The following is a 22697-nucleotide window of genomic DNA, read 5'->3' as shown; positions in this document are numbered from 1 at the left end:
TAGTAGCGCGCCGGCCCCCGGGAGCGCAGCGCGAGGGTGCCGGGGCGGACCACCTCGACGCCGGGCACTGCGGCTTCGACCGCGCGGATGACCGGTTCGAACGCGCGGTGGTCGAGAGCGTCGTCGTAGGGCTGCACGACGAGTCCGGGACAGCGTGCCTGGGCTTCGCGGATCCGGATGCCCCGGACGACGCCCTGCTGCCGTGCGCTCGCGGAGCTGGCGAAGACCAGGCCCTTCGCCACCACGGCGAAGGGCTGCTCGGGCGGACACCCGGCGGCCCGGGCGGCAGCGATGACGGGCCAGTCCGGGCACCAGAGCACGATGGTCCGGGTGGGTGGCGGTTCGGGGAGGGCACCGCCGCGGGCGATCGCGTCGGCGCGGACTCGCCCCCGGGCGATCACGACGCCACCGCCACGGGCCGCAGTTCGCGCGCGTCGACGTGGTCGACAGCGGACCCGCCGCCCGGCAGCGCCACGGGTGCCGAGGTCACCGCGCGCACGGTGCCGTCGGCCGCCGGCAGCAGCAGCTCGGCGCTGGTCGGACGCCCGGCACCGGCCCGCCCGGTCGCCGTCACGGTGGCACGCCGCTCGGTCAGGTGGCCGTGCCCCTGTCCGATCCCGTTCCACGTCGACGCGGTGACCCGGAGCGTGACGTCGGCCCCCGGCCACGAGCCGAGCGCGACGAGGGCGCCACCACGCTGCCGCAGCCGCGCGGACAGCCGTGCGACGTCACCGGGCACGACCCGGCCGAGCGGGCGGGTCAGGACGATCTGGGCGACGTCGGCCATCGCGGCCGTCACCGCCAGCCACTGGTCGCCCGGATCGGGGACCAGGACGAGCCGCTCGAGGTCGATGCCGGCGGCCGCGGCGGCTTCGACCCCGAAGGACGGCACACCGACGACCGCACACCACGCCCCCGACGCCGAGGCCGCCTGCAGCATGGTGATGGCGAGCAGCACCGACTCGGGCACCGCGTACGTGCCCCCGACGCGGATCGCGCCGCCGGGCAGCAGCGACTCGAGCGCCGGAGCGGTGGGCAGCCCGGCCGTGTCGACGCGGGTGGACTCCATGTCGGAGACCCGCGAGCGCAACGACGTGATGCGGTCGAGCGCCGCCCGGGCATCCCCCAGGGGGTCGCTCCCCCGCGCTGCACCGGCACGGGCACGGGCCGCCGCGCCGCGCTCGGGAGCACCGCGCCCGACCCGTTCCGAGTCGGGCGACCGGAGTGCCGCCGCTGTCTGCATGCCCTCATATTCGAACATGTGTTCGATGATGTCAACCGCGTCCGACATCCGTGGACAACGCTGGTCGAACACGCGTTCGATCGACGATCACCAGTGCGCGACGGCCCCCAGGCTGCCGAGCACCGAGCGGGTCTTGGTCTCGACCTCGGTGGCTTCGTCGGCGGCGACCGACGACCACGTCACCGCCCCACCGGCCCCGAGCGTCCGCGAGAAGGCCGCCCCAGCAGGACCGACCACCGTCACCAGTGTGCGGATCACCACCGACAGGTCGACCGCGCCGCTCGCCGAGAAGTACCCGATCGCCCCCGAGTACACCCCGCGCGGCGCACCCTCGAGCCGGTCGGCGATCCGCATCGCGCTGGTCTTCGGTGCCCCCGTCATCGACCCCGGCGGGAACGCCGCCCGCACGACGTCGGCCCGCGAGGTCCCCGCCGGCAGCCGGGCACCGATCGTCGAGACCATCTGGTGCACACTGGCGTACGTCTCGACGTCGCACAGCCGGTCGACGTGCACCGACCCCGGCAGCGCCGTGCGCAACAGGTCGTTCCGCATCAGGTCGACGATCATCACGTTCTCGGCGCGGTCCTTGACGCTCACCGCCAGTTCCGCACGGACCGCCGCGTCCGCGGCCGGGTCCGTCACCCGACGCCGGGTCCCCTTGATCGGCTCGGCCAGCACCGCCCCGTCCGCCGCGACCCGCAGGAACCGCTCCGGCGAGCGGCTGGCCACGCGCAGCGGGCCGAGCCGCAGGTACGCACCGAACGGCACCGGGTCCGCCGCACGCATCCGCAGGTACTCGTCGAGCTGCGGGTCCCCACCGGGGCCGAGCCGGGCCTCCAGGCCGGGTGCCGGCAGGGTGAAGACGGTCGTCAGGCACACCTGGAACGCGTTGCCGTCGCGGATCTCGGCGCGGCACGCGTCGACCGCGTGTTCGTGGGCAGCGCGCGTCACGCGGCCGGTCGCCGCCACCCCGGACGGGAGGCCCGTGGCCCGGTCCGCCCCGCCGAGCACGGCTCCGGATGCGGTCACCGACGCGAGCCACGACCGGTTCGCCGACGACGCCGCGGGCTCCGCGTCGCTCACCAGGGCGAGCGCCCACGCGGCACCGTCGTCGCGGACCACGACCGCACGGTCCACGAACCACAGCTCGGCATCGGGGTGTGCGGCAGCGGTCCGGTCCGCACCGCCGGACTCACGGCCGAGCTCGTACCCCAGGAACCCGACCCACCCGAGCGCGAAGCCGAACCCGGGGAACGGCTCGTCGAGGGTGGGCATGCGCGCCAGCAGGTCGGCGAGCACCGCGAAGGCCGGACGGTCCTCGGAACGGGTCGGACCGAACCAGGTCGTGGCAGCCGACGGCACGTCGAGCACCGCGCGACGTCGCTGGTGCCGGAACCGTGTGGCGAACGGGCCGTCGCACGGTGCCAGGACGGACCAGCGCGCACGGTCCCGCGCACCCGGCGGCGCCCCCGCGGGCAACGCCGAGTCGAGCCAGACGAACGGGCCACGCTGCCCGACGGCGAGCGCCTCGAGGTCGACCGTGTCCAGCCGGCGCGACGCGATCCGCGGGGTCAGACCGCCTGGATCGTCCACGAGGCGGGGTGCGAGGCGCCGGGCTCGAGCACGACGAGCCCACGGTCGGGGCCGGCGTTGAAGGCGTCCGGCGCGCAGGTCATCGGTTCGACGGCCAGCCCGACGCGGTGGTACTCGGGCACCACGTGGTCGGCCGTGTGCACCTGCGCCCACGGGCAGTCCGTGCCGAAGAGCATGCGCACGCCGTGGCTGTCCGCTGCCGTCAGCGTGATCGTCGCGGCGCCCTGGGCGTCGCGGTCGAAGCCCGTGAAGGCGTGGTCGATGAACCGCGTGCCGATCGGCGTCGGGGTGCGCAGGTCGAACTCGTCGTGCACGGGGACCAGGTCGGTCGGCACCAGACGGTCGGGCGTGACCTCGAGCACATGGGACGCGGGCAGCGTCAGCGTCCAGTCGTCGACCGTGCCGGGTCCTGCGACCAGGTAGGGGTGCGGGCCGGTCCCCCACGGTGCCGGACGGTCGCCGGTGTTCGTGCCGGTGACCGTCGCGTGCAGCCCGTCGGCGTCGATCCGGTACTCGACCCGGACCACGACGCGGAACGGGTACCCCTCTTGTGCCGGCACGGTGGTCGTGAGCACGACGCGGTCGGCGGCGACGGACTCGACGTCGAAGTCCGTCCAGGCGACGAGCCCGTGCAACGCGTGCGAGCGCTTCGGTTCGGTGAGTGCGAGCTCGTGGTCCTGGCCGTCGAACGTGTAGCGGCCGTCGACGACCCGGTTCGGCCACGGCGCGAGCACCGCGCCACGGAACGCAGGGCGCACCTGGTCGGCGTCGAAGGGCACGACCAGGTCGCGGTCGTGGTGCTGCAGGGAGCGGAGTGTGGCCCCGACGGTCGCGATCCGGGCGGTGGAGCCGGCGGCGGAGATGGTCAGCTGGGTGCCGGACAGCGGGGCGTCGGTGCTCATGCGCTCAGCGTAGCGGCGCGACCGGGCCGGCAGGTTGCACGTCACAGGCGCAGGGCGAGCGCGTTCGCGGTCAGGCCCGCCGCCGTGCCGCACAGCAGCACGGTGTCGCCCCGGCACACCCGGCCGTCGTCCAGACACCTCGCCAGCGTGTAGGGCACCGAGGCGGAGACCATGTTGCCGTACTCCGCGACCGCGTCGACGTACGAGCCGTCAGGGATGCCGACCCGGCGCATCGCGATCCCGAGTGCGCCGCTCGCCTGGTGCGGCACGACCAGGTCCAGGTCCTCGACACCGATCCCGGCCGCGGTGAAGAACCGCTCGAAGAACTCGGGCAGGACCCGCAGCATGCCCATGAGCGCACGACGGCCGTGCATGTCGAAGCGGTAGTCGGCCGGGTCGCCGGCGGCGTAGTCCTGCGCCGGGTGCAGCGACAGCCCGCCCCGGAGCTCGGTGTCGTGCGCGTGGGCGGGCCAGGTCTGCTGCAGGCTCGCCAGGATCCCGGGGCCGGTGGCTCGGTCGTCGCCCAGGCCGTCCGTGGTCGTGGTGTCGCCACGGGTCACCACGACGGCGGCCGCGGCGTCCGAGAACAGCTCGTAGGACTCCCGCTCTGCCGGGTCGAGGAACCGAGACCCGACGTCGCCGGACACGATCAGGATGCGCTCGTACGTGCCGTCGGCCAGGTACCGCGACGCGATGTCGAGCGCGGTGATGAAGCTCGTGCAGGTCGAGTTGACGTCGAAGGCCGCGGCGCGTGCCCCGGGTGCGACGCGTTCCATCACCAGGGCCGCCGTGCACGGGATCGGCTGGATGCCGGCAGCGCACGCTGCGATCACGCAGTCGACGTCGTCCGGCTGCACACCCGCGCGACGGATGGCCCGGTCGGCTGCTGCGGCCAGCATGTCGAGTTGCGACACGTCGTCCGCGACCCGGTACCGCGTGACGGTTCCGGAGCGGGTGGTGAACGTCACGGCGTCATCGGGCAGGTACGTGCCCCAGCCGTCGATGCGACAGGTCTTCATGGTCCCCCAGGTGGTGTGGTCACGGTGCGAGCAGGTCGACATCGGTCGGGTGCGGGTCGTGGCTGAACAGCAGACGGACGCCGGAGCGCTCGGCATCGAGCAACGCCTGGGCCGTGCGCGCCTGCGCGTCGGCGTCGTGTGCGACGGCTCGGGGCACCGCGCGGATCCGGTGTTCCTGGCCCAGCAGGTCCCGCCCCCAGGCGGCGTCCCCCGCCAGCAGCACCCGGTCCTCCACCAGGGCACCGACGTGACCGTCGGCGTGCCCGGGCAGGTCCACGAGCTGCCAGGACCCGTCGTCGAACAGGTCGACGGTGCCCAGGCCGAGCGGTCCGGCACGGAACGCGGACCGTGGGACGACCTGCACGGACCCTGGACGTGGCGTCGTCGGCAGCAGCCCGCGCAACACCCCGTCCCGGATCCGTGGGCCCTGCATCGCTCGGCGCACCGCCTCGGTGACCACCAGGGTCGCGTCGGGGAACGACCGCAGCCCACCCACGTGGTCCGGATGCAGGTGCGACAGCACCACGTGCGTGATCGTCGCCGGGTCGACCTGGGCGGCGATCGTCGACCCCGGCGGCACGTCCGGTGGCAGCAGTCGGCGGTACGCCCAGCCCGCAGCACCGGTCTTCCACGGGTGCGCGGCGTAGCCGGTGTCGAAGAGCACCCGGCGGACACCCGACTCGTACAGGAACACGCCCGCGGGGAACACCCGTCGCTCGCGGGCCGCGCCGCGCAGCAGCTGGTGCATGCCGTGCGAGGTCGTCCCGCACGCGAACGCGCGGAGGCTACCCACGGCGGTGCTCCGCGTACCGCGCCAGGCTCGCGTCGAGCGTGACGGCGGGCGTGTAGCCGAGCACCTCGCGCGCACGGGTGATGTCGAGCGTCTGCGAGTGGGTGATGGTCGACACCGTGTAGCGGGTGACCGGTGGCTCGGGGCGCCCCGGTAGCACACCGCACACGGCTTCCAGGGCAGCGGCGACCCCGTACACGACACCGGCGGGCAGCGGGCGGTGCCGCAGCGGCAGCCCCAGACCGGTCAGCAGCTGGTCCAGCAGCGCGACGAAGGGCCGCGGGTCGCCGTTCGTGACGTTGAACGCCAGACCCCGCGCCGCGGGCACCTCGACCGCCAGCCGGACGGCGAGGGCCACGTTCTCGACCGCCGTCAGGTCGACGAGCCCCCGACCGCCGTGCAGCAACGGGACCCCGACACGCTCGTGCACCCGCAGCAGTCGCGGCACGAGCGACGGGTCTCCGACACCGATGATCCCGCGTGGGCGCAGGACCACGGTCTCCGGACCGGTCGCGGCGCGGAGCAGGGCCTCGGCGTGCAGCTTCGACCGGATGTAGTGGTTCATCGGACGGCTCGGGTCCACCTCGTGCTCGCGGATGGCCAGCCGGTCTCGCGGTGCGGCGTAGATGCCCGGCGACGAGATGTGCACCAGGCGACGAGCGCCGACACGGCGTGCGTAGGCCAGCACCCGTGCCGTCCCGGTGACGTTCGCGTGGTCGAACTCCGCCCACCGACCCCACGGGGAGGACAGAGCAGCGCAGTGCACCACCACGTCGACGGCACCGGTGTCCGACACGTCGGCACGTCCCAGTGCGTCGAGGTCCCCGACGAAGGTCGGACCCTCGGGCAGCGCCTCGGCCCGGCGTCCGGAAGCGACGACGTCGTACCCGTGCGTCCGGAGGTCACGGACGACGTACCCGCCGAGGAACCCGCTCGCGCCCGTGACGAGTACCCGTTCCCCCATGCCGACGATCCTAGGGGGCGGTCCCCTAGGCTCCGACTCGTGCGGATCGCCCTGGTCACCGACTACTACCTGCCGACCCTCGGCGGTGTGCAGACCGCGGTTCGTGCGCTCGCCGACGGCTTGCGGGGTGCCGGACACGACGTGACCGTGTTCTGCCCCCTCACGACGACGTCCGCGGACCCCGGGGTGGTCGGCCTGCCGGTGTCGCCGGTGTTCCGCCCGGACGGCTACCCGTTCGCGTGGTCGCCCGCCCGGCTGCGGTCGGTACTCCGCCGCGAGTTCACCGCGCGCGGGATCGACGTGGTGCACACGCACTCAGAGATGTTCGCGGCGCTGGGTGGGGTCCGCGCCGCCGACGACCTCGGCCTGCCCGTCGTGCACACCATGCACGGTCGCATCGACGTCTACACGCAGCACGTGCTGCCGTTCCCTGCCATCACGACCGCCCTGCTGGCGCGCCTGCACGCCGGACAGGTGAGCCACGCCGGTCTCACCGTGGCGGCGGACACCGACGACACCGCGACGCACGCTGCCCGACGGATGTGGCGCGTGATGCTCGCCCAGTCGCGGGCGAGTGATCACGTCGTCGTGCCGTCCGCGCACTTCGCACGCAGGCTCGTCGACCGTGGTGTCCGCACCCCCGTGTCGGTGGTGTCCAACGGGCTCGAGCCGTCCGTGCTCGCTGCCGTCGGTCAGGGGCACGAGCGTGTGCTGCACGCGGCGGACACCCTGCGGATCCTGTGGGTCGGACGGCTGTCACCGGAGAAGCGTCCCGAGGTGCTCGTCGACGCCGCCCACCGCTTCCCCACCGGTGTCGAGGTCCACGTGTACGGCGACGGGGTCGCACGGTCGGTGGTGCGCCGCGCCGCCCGGGGCGCACCGGTCGTCCTGCACGGGGCGGTGGCGCACGACCAGGTCCTCGACGCGATGCGCGACGCGCACCTGCTGGTCTCGAGCTCTTCCGGCTTCGACAACCAGCCGATGGTGATGCTCGAGGCGATCGCCTCCGGGCTGCCCATCGTGCACACTGACCCGGACCTGACCGAGGTCGTGCCCGACGGTGGCGGCTTCTGCACGCCGACGCCCGATGCCGACGGTCTCGCGGCGGTGATCCGCGGTCTGCGAGCCGACCCGGCGCTGATCACGACCGCCAGTCGTGCGATGGTCGCCGCGCGAGGGCGGGTGGAGCAGCAGACGCGGACGATGGTGGACGTCTACGAGCGCGTGGTGCGCGAGCGTCGCGACCGAGGACCGGCTCCCCGGGGAACGACGAAGCCCCGCTGATCGGTGATCAGGGGGCTTCGCGGCGTTCGCAGTGAACCTGTTCGGGTGGATCTGAGGGGACTCGAACCCCTGACCCCCTGCATGCCATGCAGGTGCGCTACCAGCTGCGCCACAGACCCAATTCGTTGCCCCTGGTCTCCCGGAGGCACCAGTGAAGCGTACACCATCGTGGACCCGGGGAAGGAAATCGGCCCCGTACCCCGGGCGCGTCGGCGACCTAGGCGGACTGCTCGGCGCCAGCGTCCGCGGTGACGTCGGAGCCGACGTGCAGCGGGATGGTCGGGCAGTCCGACCAGAGGCGCTCGAGCGAGTAGTACTGACGGTCTTCTTCGTGGAAGACGTGCACGACGACGTCACCGAAGTCGATGAGGACCCACCGGCCTTCGCTCCGCCCTTCACGACGGAGCGTCTTGGCACCGGACTGCAGCATCCGGTCCTCGACCTCGTCCGCGATCGCCATCACGTTGCGCTCGTTGCGCCCCGTGGCGAGCAGGAACACGTCGGTGAGCTGCAGCGGCCCCGTGACGTCGAGTGCGACGAGGTCGTCGGCCTGCTTGGCGTCGGCCGCGCCAGCGGCGACCTGCGTGAGTTCCAGTGCGCGAGGAGAGGCGGTCACGGAGTCCTTCCGGTTGTCGCCCAGCGGTGTGCCGGACGCGACATGATCATAAACCACGCCACCGACGGCGGCGAGGGGGACGGGGTTGCCCGGGGACCGGTCAGGACCCGAAGAAGTTGGTCGACACGAGTGCCACGACGATGACGGCGGCAGCGGCGACGCAGATGGCCCCGACGGTGATCAGCAGGACCATCGGCACGCGGGACTCCTTGGGCTTCGCCGCGGCCAGCACCACCTGCCTGGTCGACGTGTGGCTCGAGACCGCACGGCTCGCCCGCACCGGGCTGGCGTCGGTCTCGGGCTGCTCGTCGTGTTGCTCGAGCAGCCGGTCGACCTCGGCACCGTCGATCGGACGGTGCGACCCGGTCGACGACAGCGACGCGGGCAGGTCGATCGAGCCGGTCAGGATGACCTCGCCGGTGGCGTTGAGCGCACCGGTGGGGTCGGCCAGGGCCGAGTTCGGCAGGATGAGCGCGTTGGTGCGGGTCTCGGCGACGCGGCGTGTGCCGGTCTCCTCGTCGTGCACCTCGGCGTCGTTGGAGTCGTGGGCCTGCGTGGACCAGTGCCCCGCCGGCGGTTCGAACGCGGTCGTCAGCGGCTTGGGCTCGACGGGCCGCCGGAAGGCGACACCCGGTGCGTCCTGCACCGGGACCTCGTTCGTGTCGGTGTCGTCGACATCACCGTCGAGTTCGAGGGGGAACACGCCCGGCGTCGCAGCGGCCGGGTCCGGAACGACCGCGTCGACCTCGACCGGCTCCTGCGCGTCGTCGTCGGACTGCGGGGCCCACGTGGAGCGGTGCCGACGGGGTTCCTCGGCGTGCGCGGCGGCGGCTTCGAGCGGCTCGATGGCGTCCGGCGAGCCGTCGGCGGAGGTCGCCTGCTCGACGGCGGCCGGGTCGAGCCGCGTGGTCTCGGAGGACGGCTCCTGCCAGTCGGACGGGGCAGCGTCGGACTGCGGCGGCGATGTCAGGCCGGTCGACGGCGACGGCGCCGCGGACGCCGATGGCGACGACGGCTCCTGCGCGACGGGCTCGGGCTGGGCCGACGCCGGCGCGCGGTTCCCCGCGAAGCCGGCGGGCGCCGTGGGCGACGTGGTGGCACCGTCGTCGTCCTGCAGCGACGCCACGGTCCCCAGGACGTCCTGCACGGTGCGGTCGGACGACTGCGGCGTCGGGTTCTGCAGCGGGACCGGACGAACGGCCTGCCCCTCGGCTTCGCGCATCAGGCGGATCTGGCGCCGGGTCAGTCCGCCGGTGCCGGGGACGATCTCGGTCGCCGAGGCGGGCGGCGCGTCGGGCACGCCCTGGGACACCGGCACGATCGGCACGGCGGCCGGGGCGGACTCGGGTCGGGGACCGGCCTGTGCCGGGGCGGGGGCTGCCGGCGCGACGTGGGAACCGGGACGACGTCGACCGCCGTCGGTGGACCCTGCGGCCGGGGTGGCGACGGTCGGGGGCGGGGTCACGGGCTGTGCGCCTGCCGAGGCGGCGCGCTCACGCTCGCGCGCCTGGCGCCGCGACAGGGGCGGCTGCGCGTCGGACGGACTCATGCAACGCTCCGATACAGATGGTGCTTGGTGATGTACTGGACGACGCCGTCCGGGACCAAGTACCACACGGGGTTGCCGCGTCGCACTCGTTCGCGACAGTCGGTCGACGAGATGGCCAGCGCCGGGACTTCGAGCAAGCTTACGTCGCGCTCGGGGAGTCCGGTGATGCTCAGGTTGTGACCCGGACGCGTGACCGCCACGAAGTGCGCGAGGTCCCACAGCCCATCATGGTCCTTCCAGTCGACGATCTGCTGGACGGCGTCTGCGCCCGAGATGAAGACGAGCTGGGCGTCGGGCCGCTGGTCGTGCAGGTCGCGGAGGGTGTCGACCGTGTATGTGGGGCCGGGACGGTCGATGTCGACACGGCTGACGGTGAACATCGGATTGGACGCCGTCGCGATGACGGTCATCAGGTAGCGGTGTTCGGCGTCGGTGACCCCGGACTTCATGTACGGCTGACCGGTGGGCACGAAGACGACTTCGTCCAGGTCGAACGACCGTGCGACTTCGGACGCCGCCACCAGGTGACCGTGGTGGATGGGGTCGAACGTGCCGCCCATCACGCCGATGCGCGGCCGCCCCGAGCTCTCGAGCATCGAGCGGCGCGTCAGATCTTCGTGTGGCCGAACTCGTCCACACCGGTCTCGTGGGTGCGGGTCGCCTCGAACTTGTTGGAGTGGCGGTAGGCCACGTCGCGGAAGGACCAGGTCACGAAGCCGAGGAACGTGAAGAACGCAGCAGCCACGACCGGGAAGATGAACGCGGGCACCGACGAGGCGGACTCGGCGGCTTGAGCGAGGACGGTCATGGTGCGGTGCTCCGATCGGTCGTGGCAGGCTGCGGATCAGTCTAGCCGCGGATCTGCCCCTGTCCGCGCACGACCCACTTCGTGCTGGTCAGTTCCGGCAGCCCCATCGGCCCCCGGGCGTGCAGCTTCTGCGTGGAGATCCCGACCTCGGCGCCGAAGCCGAACTCGCCCCCGTCGGTGAACCGCGTCGAGGCGTTCACCATCACCACGGCGGAGTCCACCGTCGCCAGGAACCGCTCGGACGTGTCGACGTCGTTCGTGACGATCGACTCCGTGTGGTGCGTGGAGTACCGGGCGATGTGGTCCATCGCCTGGTCGACGTCGTCCACCACGCGGATCGACAGGTCCAGGTCCATCGACTCGGTGCCCCAGTCGGCCTCGGTGGCCCGGAGCACACCCGGGACGATCGCCCGGGTCGCGTCGTCCCCGCGCAGCGTGACCCCGGCGGCCCGGAGCCGGGCGGCGAGGGTCGGCAGCAGGCCCTCGGCGGCGTCGCGGTGCACCAGCAGCGTCTCGAGCGCATTGCACACGCTCGGGCGCTGCACCTTGCTGTTCAGGACGATGTCGACGGACCGGTCGAGCGGCGCCGACGCATCGAGGAAGACGTGCACGACCCCGGCCCCGGTCTCGATCACGGGGACCTGGGACTCGGTGACGACGGTCTGGATCAGTGATGCGCTGCCGCGTGGGATGAGGACGTCCACCAGCCCTCGCGCGCGCATCAGGTCGGTGGCACCGGCGCGGCCGAACCGGTCGATGGTCTGCACGAGCGCGCGCGGCAGGCCGACGGACGCGACGGCGTCCTGCAGCAGGCCGACCAGCACGGCGTTGGTGCGCTGCGCCGCGGAACCACCCCGCAGGACCACGGCGTTGCCGCTCTTGAGCGCCAGGCTGGCGATGTCGACCGTGACGTTCGGACGTGCCTCGTAGATGGCACCGACGACACCGAACGGCACGCGGACCTGCGACAGCTGCAGGCCGTTCGGCAGGACCGACCCGCGCACGGACTGCCCGACCGGATCGGTCAGTCCCACGACCTGTTCGACGGCGACGGCCAGGGCCTCGATGCGCTCGGGGTCGAGCCGCAGCCGGTCCAGCAGGCCGGACGACAGCCCGGAGTCCTCGCCGGCAACCAGGTCGGCGTGGTTCGCGAACACGACGTCGTCAGCGCCGGACCGGAGCGACGCCGCGATCGCGACGAGGGCGGCGTCCTTGACGGCGGTGGTCGACGTGGCCAGCACCCGGGACGCGGCCCGGGCCGCGACGAGCTCGTCCTGGAGGCTCGGTGCGGCCCCGGTGGACCCGGTGCCGTCGGGCGCGGTGCGGGCATGCGCAGCGGCGGCGGTCAGCGACGTGGCGGGGGTCGACATGGCACGATTCTAGGGCGCGGCGTGGAACCAGGTCCCGACGTGGTCGCCGTCGAGCGCGCGGGCCACCAGGGACGTCGCGGTCACGAGCACACCCGTCCCCGCCTCGGCCGCCAGGCGTGCCGCCGCGACCTTCGTGCCCGCTCCCCCGGTGCCGACCCCGGCCGCACCGATCGACCCGAACGTCACCCCGGCGAGCTCGTCCCCGAAGGGCACCTCGTCGATGCGTTCGGCTCCGGGCTGCTCGGGGGGCTTCGTGTACAGCGACTCGACGTCGGACAGCAGCACGAGGGCATCGGCACCGAGCAGCCGTGCCACCAGGGCCGCCAGCCGGTCGTTGTCGCCGAAGCGGATCTCGTGCGTGGCCACGGTGTCGTTCTCGTTGACGATCGGCAGCACCCGCAGGGCGAGCAGCCGGTCGATGGCGCGCTGCGCGTTCACCCGGTGGGTCGGGTTCTGCAGGTCGCCCGCGGTCAGCAGGATCTGCGCGGCGATCAGCCCGTGCCGGTCGAGCTGCTGCTGGTAGCGGAACATCAGGACGTTCTGCCCGGTGGCGGCTGCGGCCTGTTGGGTGGCGAGGTCGTCCGGCTTGCCCGCGAGCCCCAGGAACGGGAAGCCCGTCGCGATCGCACCGGAGGACACCAGCACGACCTCGGTCCCCCGGCCGTGCGCCGCCGCCAACGCGTCGACGAGCGGGCCGATCTGCGCGGTGTTCTCACCGCTGACCGACGACGAGCCGACCTTCACGACGATCCGCCGGGCGCGCGGGACGTCCGCGCGGACCCGGACGGAGCCGAGGGCGCTCGGGTCGGTCGTCTCGGTCATGCCGTGGTCAGTCCTTGGCCTCGTCGTCCGCCCACAGCCCGGACTTGCGCTCGGACTCGAGCTCGGCGCGGGCCGCGGCCTTGGCGTCCATCCGCTCGAAGTACTCCTCGCGGCGCTGGTTGCGGGTCGGGCGCATGTTCATGTCGACACGGGCGTCCGTTCCGCGAGCGCTGGTGATGAGCTCGGCGGTGGACGTGAGCGTGGGCTCCCAGTCGAAGATCATGCCGCCGTCGCCACCGATGACGACGGTCGACCCGGCGACGGCACCGGCCTTGAACAGGCCGTCCTCGACGCCGAGCTTGGCGAGCCGGTCGGCCAGGTAGCCGATCGCCTCTTCGTTCTCGAAGTCGGTCTGCTGCACCCAGCGCTCGGGCTTCGAGCCACGGACACGGTAGAAGCGGTGCTCTTCGCCACCCTCGGCACGGACGGTGAAGCCGCCCTTGGCGTCGACGGCCCGCGGACGGATCACGATGCGCTCTTGCACGGGCTCGGCCGCCGCGGTGGCACGGGCTTCCTCGACGATGCCGGCGAGGGCGAAGGTGAGCTCGCGGAGCCCGGCGTGCGAGGCGGTGGAGATCGAGAACACCCGGTAGCCGCGGGCCTCGAGCTCGGGCGTGATGAACGCGGCGAGCTCGGCGGCGTCGGGCACGTCGACCTTGTTGAGCGCGATGAGCTGCGGACGCTCGAGCAGCGGGACCTGGCCCTCGGGGACCGGGTAGCGCTCGAGCTCGGCGAGCAGGACGTCGAGGTCGCTGACCGGGTCGCGGCCCGGGTCGAGCGTGGCGCAGTCGATGACGTGCAGCAGCACCTCGCAGCGCTCCACGTGACGCAGGAACTCGAGCCCCAGGCCCTTGCCCTCGGATGCCCCCTCGATCAGACCGGGGACATCGGCCACGGTGAAGCGGACGTCGCCGGACTCGACCACGCCCAGGTTCGGCGTCAGGGTCGTGAACGGGTAGTCGGCGATCTTCGGCTTCGCGGCGGAGACCGCGGCGATGAGCGAGGACTTGCCGGCACTCGGGAACCCGACGAGCGCGACGTCGGCGATGGTCTTGAGCTCGAGACGGACGTCGCCGGACTCGCCGTCGGTGCCGAGCAGCGCGAACCCGGGTGCCTTGCGCTTGGTCGTGGCGAGTGCCGCGTTGCCCAGGCCACCCTGACCGCCCTGGGCCACGACGACGCGCATCCCGGGCTCGGTCATGTCGGCGAGCAGGTCGCCGTTGTCCTCGTACACGACGGTGCCGACGGGCACGGGGAGCTCGAGGACCTCGCCCGAGATGCCGCTGCGCATGTCGCCCATGCCGGGCTGGCCGTTGCGGCTGGAGCGGTGGGGCGACCGGTGGTAGCCGAGCAGCGTGGTGACCTGCGGGTCGGCCACCAGCACGATGTCGCCGCCGTCACCGCCGTTGCCGCCGTCGGGGCCGGCCAGCGGCTTGAACTTCTCGCGACGAACGGAAACGCAGCCGTTGCCGCCGTTCCCCGCGCTGAGGTGCAGGATCACGTCGTCGACGAACGTCGCCATCGGTTGTTCACACTTTCGTTGAGGGATGGGGCAGTGCAGGAATGCGAAGAGGGGCAGGCGCGCGGCCTGCCCCTCTTCCAGAGTCTTGCGTCGTCAGTGAGCGCTCGTCGTGGGACTTACGCGTTGACGATGTTGATGACCTTGCGGCCACCCTTGGTGCCGAACTCGACCGCACCGGCGGCCAGTGCGAACAGCGTGTCGTCGCCACCGCGACCGACGTTGTCACCCGGGTGGAAGTGCGTGCCGCGCTGGCGGACGATGATCTCACCGGCGTTGACGACCTGACCGCCGAAGCGCTTCACGCCGAGGCGCTGTGCGTTCGAGTCGCGACCGTTGCGAGTGGAACTCGCACCCTTCTTGTGTGCCATGTCTGTCTCCCGCCTTACGCGATCTTGGTGACCTTGACGCGCGTGAGGTCCGCGCGGAAGCCCTGGCGCTTCTTGTAACCGGTCTTGTTCTTGAACTTCTGGATGATGACCTTCTTGCCGCGGAGGTCCTCGAGCACCTCGGCGGTCACGGTCACCTTGGCCAGGTCGGACGCGGCGGAGGTGATCGTGTCACCGTCCACGAGGAGCACGGGCGCGAGCTCGATGTTGCCCTTGTCATCGGCCTTGGCGCGATCGATGGTGATGATCGTGCCGACCTCGACCTTCTCCTGACGGCCGCCGGCGCGCACTACTGCGTAAACCACGTGGAATCCTTACGTAACTCTGCTTGAGGGAAGTCTCGGGTGCCCAGGCACGATCAGACCGGTCGGAACCGATGATCAGCCACAGGCGGAACGGCCAGCTGGCCGAACGGCACCGTCTGACCGAACGGCACAGTGACACCAGGGATCGAGAATACTCGATGCCCATGGGTCCGGTCAAACGGCGACACACGTAGTCTTGCAACGTGACCGTGTTGATCGACCCACCGACGTGGCCCGCACACGAAACCGTGTGGTCGCACCTCGTCAGTGACACATCCTACGCGGAACTCCACGCGTTCGCTGCACGCGCCGGTGTTCCGCCGCGCGCGTTCGACCACGACCACTACGACGTGCCGCTGTCGCGGTACGACGAACTCGTGGCGCTCGGAGCACTCGAGGTGACGGGCCGCGAGCTCGTCCTCCGTCTGATCGACAGCGGGCTGCGGGTCCCGCAGCGCGACAAGCGCGCGCACTGACGCGCGCACCGACACGGGCACGGACACGGGCACCGACGTGCCGGTCCGAGCGCGACCCGCTGACGGTCTGGAGGCCCGGTGCGGGCCCGCCACGGGCCTCCAGACCGTCGGGCCACGCCTGACGGCAAGGCGTGCGACCGGGTGGGTCAGGGCCGGGGCTGGCCCCACTGGCCGGCGGGCGGACGCGGTGGCTGCTGCGGGAACGACGGCGGGGGGACGGCGTCGGCGGGACGGACCGTGCCCGGCGTGGTGCCGGGCGCGCCGGCACGGTGGTCGGACGCACTCGCCGAGCCGCGCGGTCGTCCGAGCCACAGCCAGGCCACCGTCGCGGCGGCCAGCAGCATCGCCGTCAGGGGGACGCCACGCTGCAGCGGTCCGGTGAGCACGTCCGTCACGAGACGACGGGGCCCGTCGCCGAACGCGCCGTACGCGCCCGTGAAGACCCCGACGAGCGCCAGGGCGAGGGTTCCGCCCGCGCCGCCGAGCACCGCACGCAGCAGCACCGTCGGCAGCGGACTGCGGCGGGCCACCGGGGTCAGGAACGCCAGCGTCAGGAAGGCCCCGGCGTAGAACGGGAACGGGCTGAGGAACACGGCCGTCGCGAACTCCAGCACGATGTTCTGCCCGCCGTGGAACGCGAAGGGGCCGATGTACAGACTCGTGCCGACCATGCCCGCGAGTCCGGACACGGCCTGCACGGCCAGGACCCCGACGACGGCGATCAGTGCGCCCGCCGTGGCCTCGCGCGAGGCGCCGGGGGCGAACGCCCGCGTCGGGGTCCCGGTCACGCTCAGTTCCCCAGGATCACGGGGCCGTCGTCGGTCGTGGGCCCGTCGGACGTGGCCGGGGCGCTGATGCTGCCCGACGACACGCGACGCGACCGCGAGCGTCCCTGACCGGGCTGCTTGGGCTCGGGGAGCGCCTGCAGCACCGAGTCGAGCAGCGAGTCGGCATCGGGCGCCTTGCGGGGCTCGCGCTTCGTCACCGCGACGGGGATGTCGAGGATCGCGACGTTCGTGTCGGCAGGCGTCACCGGTGCCGAGGACGACACCCGACGGCGGGTCGGGGCCGCGGACTCGGCGGGTGCCTGGGACGCTGCGGCCGGCTCGGACTGCGCCGCCTCTGCGGGCTGCGCGGCCGTCGCGGACGCAGCGGCCTCGGTGGCTGGTGCCTGGGTGGCCGCCGGAGCGGACACCGTCACGATCCCGTCGGTGGTGGCGGGCGCCGACTGCTCGGAGCTCGCGCGGCCGCCGCGGCGGCGACGACGCTTGGGGCCACTGGTCGGCTCGGTGCCGGCGGCGGACGCATCGGCGTCCGAGGACGCAGCGGCCGGGGCCGGGGCCTCGGTCGACGGTGCCGACGCGGGCGTCGCCGGGTTCGACGCCACGACCTCGTCGTGGGCGATCGTCGACGCGGCGATCCGGGACAGCGCGTTCTTCACGTCGTCCGTGATCTGGTGCGCCTGCGACGACTTCTGCTCGCCACCGCTGCTGCGCTGGGCGTTCTGGTTGCCGTTGCCGTTCCCGTTGCCGCCGTCGTTGCCACCGCGGCCCTTGCGACGACCCTTGGAGGGGCCGGGATCGGCGTTGTTGTCGTTGACGTTCGCGTTGACCTCTTCGAGCGACTCGCGCAGCCCGACGCCGATCTTCTTGCGGGTCATCTGCACGAGGCCGAGCGAGGTGACCTCGGCGACCTGGTGCTTCGTGCGGTCGCGGCTGAGGCACTCCATCAGGCGGCGCAGCACGAGGTCGCGGTTGGTCTCGAGCACCATGTCGATGAAGTCGACGACGATGATCCCGCCGATGTCGCGGAGCCGCAGCTGCCGCACGAGCTCCTCGGCCGCCTCGAGGTTGTTCTTCGTGACGGTCTCCTCGAGGTTGCCGCCGGAGCCGACGAACTTGCCCGTGTTGACGTCGACGACCGTCATGGCCTCGGTGCGGTCGATCACGAGCGAGCCACCCGAGGGCAGCCAGACCTTGCGGTCGAGCGCCTTGTCGATCTGCTCGTTGAGCCGGTGCTCCTCGAACGAGTCCGGGCCGTCGTAGATCTCGACGCGGTCCTTCAGGTCCGGTGCGACGGCGTCGAGGTACTCCTCGATCGTCGCGCGGGCGGCATCGCCGTCGATGAGCAGCTTCGTGAAGTCCTCGTTGAAGACGTCGCGGACGATCTTCACGAGCAGGTCCGGCTCGGAGTGGAGCATGACCGGTGCGTGACCGTGCTCGACCTTCTTCTGGATGGCCTCCCACTGCGCGGTCAGACGCTGCACGTCGCGGGTCAGCTGCTCTTCCGTCGCACCCTCGGCGGCGGTGCGGACGATGACGCCCGCGTGCTCCGGCAGGACTTCCTTGAGGATCTTCTTGAGACGGGCACGCTCGGTGTCCGGGAGCTTGCGCGAGATGCCGTTCATCGAGCCGTTCGGCACGTACACCAGGTACCGGCCGGGCAGCGAGACCTGGCTGGTGAGACGAGCGCCCTTGTGGCCGACCGGGTCCTTCGTGACCTGCACCAGTACCTTGTCGCCCGGCTTGAGCGCCGCCTCGATGCGACGGCCGTGGTTGCCCGTCTCGACGGAGTTCCAGTCGACCTCGCCGGCGTACAGCACGGCGTTCCGGCCACGACCGATGTCGACGAAGGCGGCCTCCATCGACGGCAGGACGTTCTGCACCTTGCCGAGGTACACGTTGCCGATGAGCGACACGTTGTGCGACTTGGTGACGTAGTGCTCGGCGAGGACGTTGTCCTCGATGACGCCGATCTCGATCTTCTCCGAGCTCGAACGGACGATCATCTGGCGGTCGACGCTCTCGCGGCGGGCGAGGAACTCGTCCTCGGTCACCACCTGGCGACGGCGTCCGGCGTCACGGCCGTCGCGGCGGCGCTGCTTCTTGGCCTCGAGCCGGGTGGAGCCCTTGATGCGCTGGGGCTCGGTGATGAGCTCGACCTCGCGGCGACGGGGTTCCTGGTGGTCGCGCGGTTCACGGTCGGCGCTGGTGCCACGGCGGCGGGTCCGGCGACGGCTGCCGCCACCGAAGTCCTCGTCGTCGTCGTCCCAGTCGGACCGCTCCGGACGCTCGGCACGGTCGACGTGCTCGGAGCGGTCGACGCGGTCGTTCCGGTCGTTCCGGGACGAGCGGGCCGGCAGCTCGGGCAGGACCGGGGCGTGGAAGATCAGGCTGAGCGTCGACGTGGCACGGGGCACGACGGGCTCCGCTGCTGCCGGCGCCTCGACGGGCTGCGCGGCGGCGGCCGACGCGGCGGCGGCGGCGGTCGACTCGGCGGCGGCACCGACCGACGATGCGTCCGGTGCCGACTCGGCGACGACGGGCTCGTCGGCCGCGGGCACGACGGCGTCCGACTGCTCGACCGCGGTGGCTTCCGCCTGCGCCGCGGCAGCAGCGTCGACGACCGGCACGTCGCCGGTCAGCGTGCTGACGTCGTCGGGAGCGTCGGTCGCGCTCACGGCCTGCACCTCGACGGACACGGAGCCGGTGACCGGCGTCGACTCGGGACCGGGGGCGGTGTCGCCCTGGGTGCCCGCGCCGGTGTCGGTGGTCCCCGTCTCGGCCACGTCGGTCGGCGTCTGGGAGCCGGTCCGGGCCTCCAGGGTGCCTGCCGACCTGGCGCGGCGTCCGCCGAACAGGCGGCCGCGTCGCTTCGGTGCGGTGTCGTCGGTGTTCTGGTCGTTGTTCTCGTTCTGCTCCACCATGGGACTGGTGCACTCCTCGACCCCGCCCTCACCCCGAGGGGCGGCGGGAACTCTGTGGTTGTGGCGGACGGCTGCGACGCCGCCCGCACTCGCTGGTCAGTGACCGTCCGGCGTCGACATGTCGTGCGCACGGACCGGCGGAGCACCCGGCCCCGCTCGGCTCGGCGTCGGAGTGACGCGTCGTCCGGTCACGGCACGCTCTCACCGTGCCTGATCGTCCGGGCAGGTGCCCGGAAAGCTCTCGTCGTCGCGCGGGATGACCCGCTCGACTCCCCCATCATCGCACGCGCGTCGCGAGAAGGCGCAGAAGCGCATGTCATCATGTCGACGTGACCACGACCGCACCCACCACCCGTCGTCCCGTCGCGATCGCAGTGCTGCTGCTCGTCACCGGAGCGGTCGCCCTGTACGCGGCGTTCCGACTGGTGCTCGACGAGTTCGCGAAGTACGAGCACCCCAAGGCCGTGCTGAGCTGCGACATCAACCCTTTCATCAACTGCTCGGACGTCATGACGAGCCCGCAGGGGCACCTGTTCGGCTTCCCCAACCCGCTGCTCGGGTTGATGGGGTTCGTCGCGCCGATCGCCGTCGGGGTGCTGCTGTTGGCGGGCGGACGCGCATCGCGGTGGTTCCTGGTCACCTTCAACGTCGGGCTGTTCCTGGCGTGGGTCTTCGTCACCTGGCTCTTCACGCAGACGGTCTGGTCGATCGGTGCGCTCTGCCCGTGGTGCATGCTCGTCTGGGCGATGACGATCCCGCTGTTCTGGGTGTTCACCATCTGGAACGCCGCGCGCGGCTCGTTCGGTCCGGGTGCGCAGCGTGTCGGTCGGGCGCTGCTGCCCTTCTGCTGGGCCTTCCCGCTGGCGAACTACGTGGTCATCGCCCTGACGATCCTGATCATGTTCCCGACGGTGCTGTCCGTCCTCTGAGCACCACGCACGCGTCTCCGGGCATCCCGCACGCGTCTCTGGGCTTCCCGCACTCGGTGACACGTCACCGGACTCCTGGGCTCTTCTCAGCCAGCGGGGCCCGTCGCCACACCGGCACCCGTTACGCTTCTTCACGATGAGCGACAACGAGAGCAAGAAGGCTCGCCGGAACGCCGCACGGGAACGTGCCGCGGCCCAGCGCGAGAAGGAGAAGGCCCGCCGGCGCCGCAACAAGACGCTGACGATCAGCGGCATCATCGTGGGCTCGCTCGCGATCGTCGCCGTGATCGTGCTGGTGATCGCCAACTCGGTGCAGCCCGCCGGCCCCGGCCCGAAGAACATGGCCAGCGACGGCATCGTGCTGCAGGGGCAGAACGGCAAGATCGTCCCCGTGACGACCAAGGCCATCCCCGAGGGCGGCAAGCCGACGGCCACCAAGCAGGACGACTCGGTCGCGAACATCACCGTGTACGAGGACTACATGTGCCCCGTGTGCAACCAGTTCGAGACCGGCAACATGCCGCAGATCAAGAAGTGGGTCGAGAACGGGTCCGCAACGCTCGAGATCCACCCGTTCAACCTGCTGGACCGCCTGTCGCTCGGCTCCAAGTACTCGACCCGTGCCGCAGCAGCCGCAGCATGTGTCGCGAACTACGACCCGGACGCCTTCCTCGACGTCAACACGGCGTTCTACGCGAATCAGCCATCCGAGAGCACTCGGGGCTTGACGAACGACCAGCTCGCGTCCATCGCGAAGAAGGCCGGCGCGACGAACCCGAACGTCGAGAAGTGCATCACCGACCAGCGCTTCCAGAGCTGGGTGGGAGACGCCACCAACCGGGTGCTGAACGAACCGCTCGCGAACTCCGACGTGCCGAAGCTCACCGGAACGCCGACGGTCATCGTGAACGGCAAGCAGTACAACGCGGACAACACGAATGCATGGAGCGACACTGACTCGTTCGCCGCGTTCGTCGAGCAGAACGGTGGCGCGGTCAAGTAACCCGCATCCCCAGAACCTGAGCGGGCCCCGTCGACACTGACGTGGCCCGCTTCTTTCTGAGCTGTGCCCGGCTGTGTGAGTGAAGCGAACCCGATGTTGTACTGCGCACCGCCCGTTCGGTATGGTCGACGCGACACCCCGGACCTCGTCATGGGGGCTTGGCCGATGGGTGTCGATTGAGGGGAATCACATGAAGAATTCCAAGGCTCGTCGTCTTCTTGCGGCAACGGTCCTGGGGGCAACTGTCCTCGTCGGATCCGTGGCGATGGCTGGCCCTGCGTCGGCTGCGACTGGTTGTCGGAACACCACCTACGATCCGATCAGCGGGCAGGTGACGGCTACGTGCGAGAACATCAAGTACATGGTGTTCAAGGCGCATTGTGACGGTGGTCTCGGCTTCCCAGCTTGGACGAAGACGAGCCCGAAGCTCGCGGTGGGCTCGGGGAGGAGCCTGACCTACAAGTTCCCGGCGTGCCTCTCGACTGGGCGAGCCTCGGCCGGCCCAGCTTGATGCACTGACACTCGCACCAGAATACGAAAGCCTCCGTACGACTGCCGTGCGGAGGCTTTCGTCGATGTGGATACACCGTGATCGCGCCCCGTTGCGCACGTTGCGCCCGGTTCCGCGGGGGCGCGACGCTCATACAAGGGTGCGAAGCACCCGCCACCGCCCCGCGGCCGGGCACGACTGCCTGGAGGCCCGCAACCGGCCTGCCGGGCCGGTGCGACCCTCCAGGCCGTCGCCCGCGCCGCTTGCGGATCGCACCCCCGGGTGAACGTCGCGCCCCGTCCTGCGGGGGCGCGACGTTCGCACGGGGGCGCGAAGCACCCCCGCGGCGGCGGCCCGCCGCCGCGCACACAACGAAAAGCACCCCGCGCCACGTGATCACGTGGTGCGGGGTGCTTTCGGTTGTGCGAAGCGCGCCGGGGCGCACCGAAGCGCAGCGCGAGCGCTGCGGAGCGGCTCAGGCGAACCAGAGGCCGAGCTCGCGCGCGGCGGACTCGGGGCTGTCCGAGCCGTGCACCAGGTTCTGCTGGACCTTGAGGCCCCAGTCACGGCCGAGGTCGCCGCGGATGGTGCCGGGTGCCGCCGAGGTCGGGTCGGTGGTGCCGGCGAGCGACCGGAAGCCCGCGATCGCACCGTTGCCGGCGACGCGCACGGCGACGACGGGCCCGGACTGCATGAACTCGACCAGCGGCTCGAAGAACGGCTTGCCCTGGTGCTCCTCGTAGTGCGCGTCGAGCAGGTCACGCGGCGCGGTGAGCATCTTCAGGTCGACGATCTCGTAGCCCTTGGCCTCGATGCGGCGCAGGATCTCGCCGGTCAGCTGGCGGGCCACGCCGTCGGGCTTGACGAGGACGAGGGTCTCTTCGAAGTCGGACACGCAGTACTCCCTGGGGTTCTGGGGG

General features: G+C 71.7%; 22 protein-coding genes, 1 tRNA gene and 1 pseudogene. 4 read left to right on the top strand and 20 right to left on the bottom strand.

All coding sequences use genetic code 11. The features are described from left to right. The 7 genes and pseudogenes from MT346_RS18530 to MT346_RS17655 all read right to left on the bottom strand — a co-directional run. A pseudogene (locus MT346_RS18530) lies at nucleotides 1–401 on the bottom strand (DNA polymerase Y family protein); the annotation flags it as partial. Then, entirely contained in the window at nucleotides 398–1261 is an 864-nt protein-coding gene (locus tag MT346_RS17680) for a hypothetical protein (protein WP_243564431.1), read from the bottom strand. The pseudogene MT346_RS18530 and the gene MT346_RS17680, both read right to left, overlap by 4 nt. Nucleotides 1262–1330: 69 nt before the next feature. Further along, nucleotides 1331–2836: an anthranilate synthase component I family protein gene (locus MT346_RS17675; RefSeq protein ID WP_243564429.1), complete on the bottom strand. Its 1506-nt coding sequence runs from the start codon at nucleotides 2834–2836 to the stop codon at nucleotides 1331–1333. Beyond that, nucleotides 2815–3738, bottom strand: coding sequence for an aldose 1-epimerase family protein (locus MT346_RS17670; RefSeq protein ID WP_243564428.1), 924 nt, complete (start codon nucleotides 3736–3738; stop codon nucleotides 2815–2817). The genes MT346_RS17675 and MT346_RS17670 overlap by 22 nt, the downstream gene beginning before the upstream one ends. A gap of 41 nt (nucleotides 3739–3779) precedes the next feature. Next, nucleotides 3780–4757 (bottom strand): 3-oxoacyl-[acyl-carrier-protein] synthase III C-terminal domain-containing protein, encoded by a 978-nt coding sequence (locus tag MT346_RS17665; RefSeq protein WP_243564426.1) that lies wholly within the window; start codon nucleotides 4755–4757, stop codon nucleotides 3780–3782. A 19-nt stretch (nucleotides 4758–4776) separates the two neighbouring features. Then, nucleotides 4777–5550: an MBL fold metallo-hydrolase gene (locus tag MT346_RS17660; protein ID WP_243564425.1), complete on the bottom strand. Its 774-nt coding sequence runs from the start codon at nucleotides 5548–5550 to the stop codon at nucleotides 4777–4779. Next, nucleotides 5543–6511 carry an NAD(P)-dependent oxidoreductase gene (locus tag MT346_RS17655; protein ID WP_243564423.1) on the bottom strand — a complete coding sequence of 323 codons (969 nt, stop codon included), beginning with the start codon at nucleotides 6509–6511 and terminating at the stop codon, nucleotides 5543–5545. The genes MT346_RS17660 and MT346_RS17655 overlap by 8 nt, the downstream gene beginning before the upstream one ends. A gap of 39 nt (nucleotides 6512–6550) precedes the next feature. Here MT346_RS17655 and MT346_RS17650 point away from each other — a divergent pair, with 39 nt between their 5' ends. Next, a complete protein-coding gene (locus MT346_RS17650) occupies nucleotides 6551–7795 on the top strand; it encodes a glycosyltransferase (protein ID WP_243564421.1) in 1245 nt (414 codons plus the stop codon). Nucleotides 7796–7841: 46 nt separating this feature from the next. On the opposite strand, the gene MT346_RS17645 is transcribed toward MT346_RS17650, so the two are convergent. The 10 genes from MT346_RS17645 to rplU all read right to left on the bottom strand — a co-directional run bounded on the left by MT346_RS17645 (nucleotide 7842) and on the right by rplU (nucleotide 15173). Beyond that, nucleotides 7842–7914 (bottom strand) — tRNA-Ala (locus tag MT346_RS17645). 98 nt (nucleotides 7915–8012) lie between these two features. Further along, on the bottom strand, nucleotides 8013–8411 hold the full coding sequence (rsfS, locus tag MT346_RS17640; protein WP_243564419.1) for a ribosome silencing factor: 399 nt from the start codon (nucleotides 8409–8411) through the stop codon (nucleotides 8013–8015). Between the two features lie 100 nt (nucleotides 8412–8511). Continuing rightward, complete coding sequence (locus MT346_RS17635) at nucleotides 8512–9960, bottom strand: hypothetical protein (RefSeq protein ID WP_243564417.1); 1449 nt, start codon at nucleotides 9958–9960, stop codon at nucleotides 8512–8514. Then, entirely contained in the window at nucleotides 9957–10556 is a 600-nt protein-coding gene (gene nadD / locus MT346_RS17630; protein ID WP_243564415.1) for a nicotinate-nucleotide adenylyltransferase, read from the bottom strand. Before nadD ends, MT346_RS17635 begins: the two co-directional genes overlap by 4 nt. 11 nt (nucleotides 10557–10567) lie before the next feature. Beyond that, nucleotides 10568–10768 carry a hypothetical protein gene (locus MT346_RS17625; protein ID WP_243564413.1) on the bottom strand — a complete coding sequence of 67 codons (201 nt, stop codon included), beginning with the start codon at nucleotides 10766–10768 and terminating at the stop codon, nucleotides 10568–10570. 41 nt (nucleotides 10769–10809) lie between these two features. After that, on the bottom strand, nucleotides 10810–12138 hold the full coding sequence (locus MT346_RS17620) for a glutamate-5-semialdehyde dehydrogenase (RefSeq protein ID WP_243564411.1): 1329 nt from the start codon (nucleotides 12136–12138) through the stop codon (nucleotides 10810–10812). Between the two features lie 9 nt (nucleotides 12139–12147). Then, nucleotides 12148–12960, bottom strand: a complete 813-nt coding sequence (gene proB / locus MT346_RS17615) for a glutamate 5-kinase (protein ID WP_243564409.1) — start codon at nucleotides 12958–12960, stop codon at nucleotides 12148–12150. 7 nt (nucleotides 12961–12967) lie between these two features. Next, nucleotides 12968–14482: a GTPase ObgE gene (gene obgE / locus MT346_RS17610; protein ID WP_243564406.1), complete on the bottom strand. Its 1515-nt coding sequence runs from the start codon at nucleotides 14480–14482 to the stop codon at nucleotides 12968–12970. Nucleotides 14483–14598: 116 nt separating this feature from the next. After that, nucleotides 14599–14850 (bottom strand): 50S ribosomal protein L27, encoded by a 252-nt coding sequence (gene rpmA / locus MT346_RS17605; protein WP_243564404.1) that lies wholly within the window; start codon nucleotides 14848–14850, stop codon nucleotides 14599–14601. A 14-nt stretch (nucleotides 14851–14864) separates the two neighbouring features. After that, on the bottom strand, nucleotides 14865–15173 hold the full coding sequence (gene rplU, locus MT346_RS17600) for a 50S ribosomal protein L21 (protein ID WP_243564403.1): 309 nt from the start codon (nucleotides 15171–15173) through the stop codon (nucleotides 14865–14867). A gap of 203 nt (nucleotides 15174–15376) precedes the next feature. Here rplU and MT346_RS17595 point away from each other — a divergent pair, with 203 nt between their 5' ends. Further along, nucleotides 15377–15649 carry a DUF4031 domain-containing protein gene (locus MT346_RS17595; protein WP_243564401.1) on the top strand — a complete coding sequence of 91 codons (273 nt, stop codon included), beginning with the start codon at nucleotides 15377–15379 and terminating at the stop codon, nucleotides 15647–15649. Between the two features lie 146 nt (nucleotides 15650–15795). Here the strand turns inward: MT346_RS17595 and MT346_RS17590 are convergent, their stop codons facing one another. Then, the gene (locus MT346_RS17590; protein ID WP_243564399.1) at nucleotides 15796–16437 is read right to left on the bottom strand and encodes a hypothetical protein; all 642 of its coding nucleotides are present in this window, start codon (nucleotides 16435–16437) and stop codon (nucleotides 15796–15798) included. 2 nt (nucleotides 16438–16439) lie between these two features. Beyond that, nucleotides 16440–19355: an Rne/Rng family ribonuclease gene (locus MT346_RS17585; protein WP_243564397.1), complete on the bottom strand. Its 2916-nt coding sequence runs from the start codon at nucleotides 19353–19355 to the stop codon at nucleotides 16440–16442. Nucleotides 19356–19684: 329 nt separating this feature from the next. Here MT346_RS17585 and MT346_RS17580 point away from each other — a divergent pair, with 329 nt between their 5' ends. After that, the gene (locus tag MT346_RS17580) at nucleotides 19685–20284 is read left to right on the top strand and encodes a vitamin K epoxide reductase family protein (RefSeq protein WP_243564395.1); all 600 of its coding nucleotides are present in this window, start codon (nucleotides 19685–19687) and stop codon (nucleotides 20282–20284) included. 136 nt (nucleotides 20285–20420) lie between these two features. Further along, a complete protein-coding gene (locus MT346_RS17575) occupies nucleotides 20421–21287 on the top strand; it encodes a thioredoxin domain-containing protein (protein WP_243564394.1) in 867 nt (288 codons plus the stop codon). Nucleotides 21288–22252: 965 nt separating this feature from the next. Here the strand turns inward: MT346_RS17575 and ndk are convergent. Next, the gene (gene ndk, locus MT346_RS17570) at nucleotides 22253–22672 is read right to left on the bottom strand and encodes a nucleoside-diphosphate kinase (protein ID WP_243564392.1); all 420 of its coding nucleotides are present in this window, start codon (nucleotides 22670–22672) and stop codon (nucleotides 22253–22255) included. Between the last annotated feature and the right edge of the window lie 25 nt (nucleotides 22673–22697).

The sequence above is a fragment of the Curtobacterium sp. VKM Ac-2922 genome (assembly GCF_022815645.1).
GTDB lineage: Bacteria > Actinomycetota > Actinomycetes > Actinomycetales > Microbacteriaceae > Curtobacterium.
The sequence above is the reverse complement of the archived record's forward strand: the minus strand, read 5'-3'. Positions and strand labels throughout refer to the sequence as shown.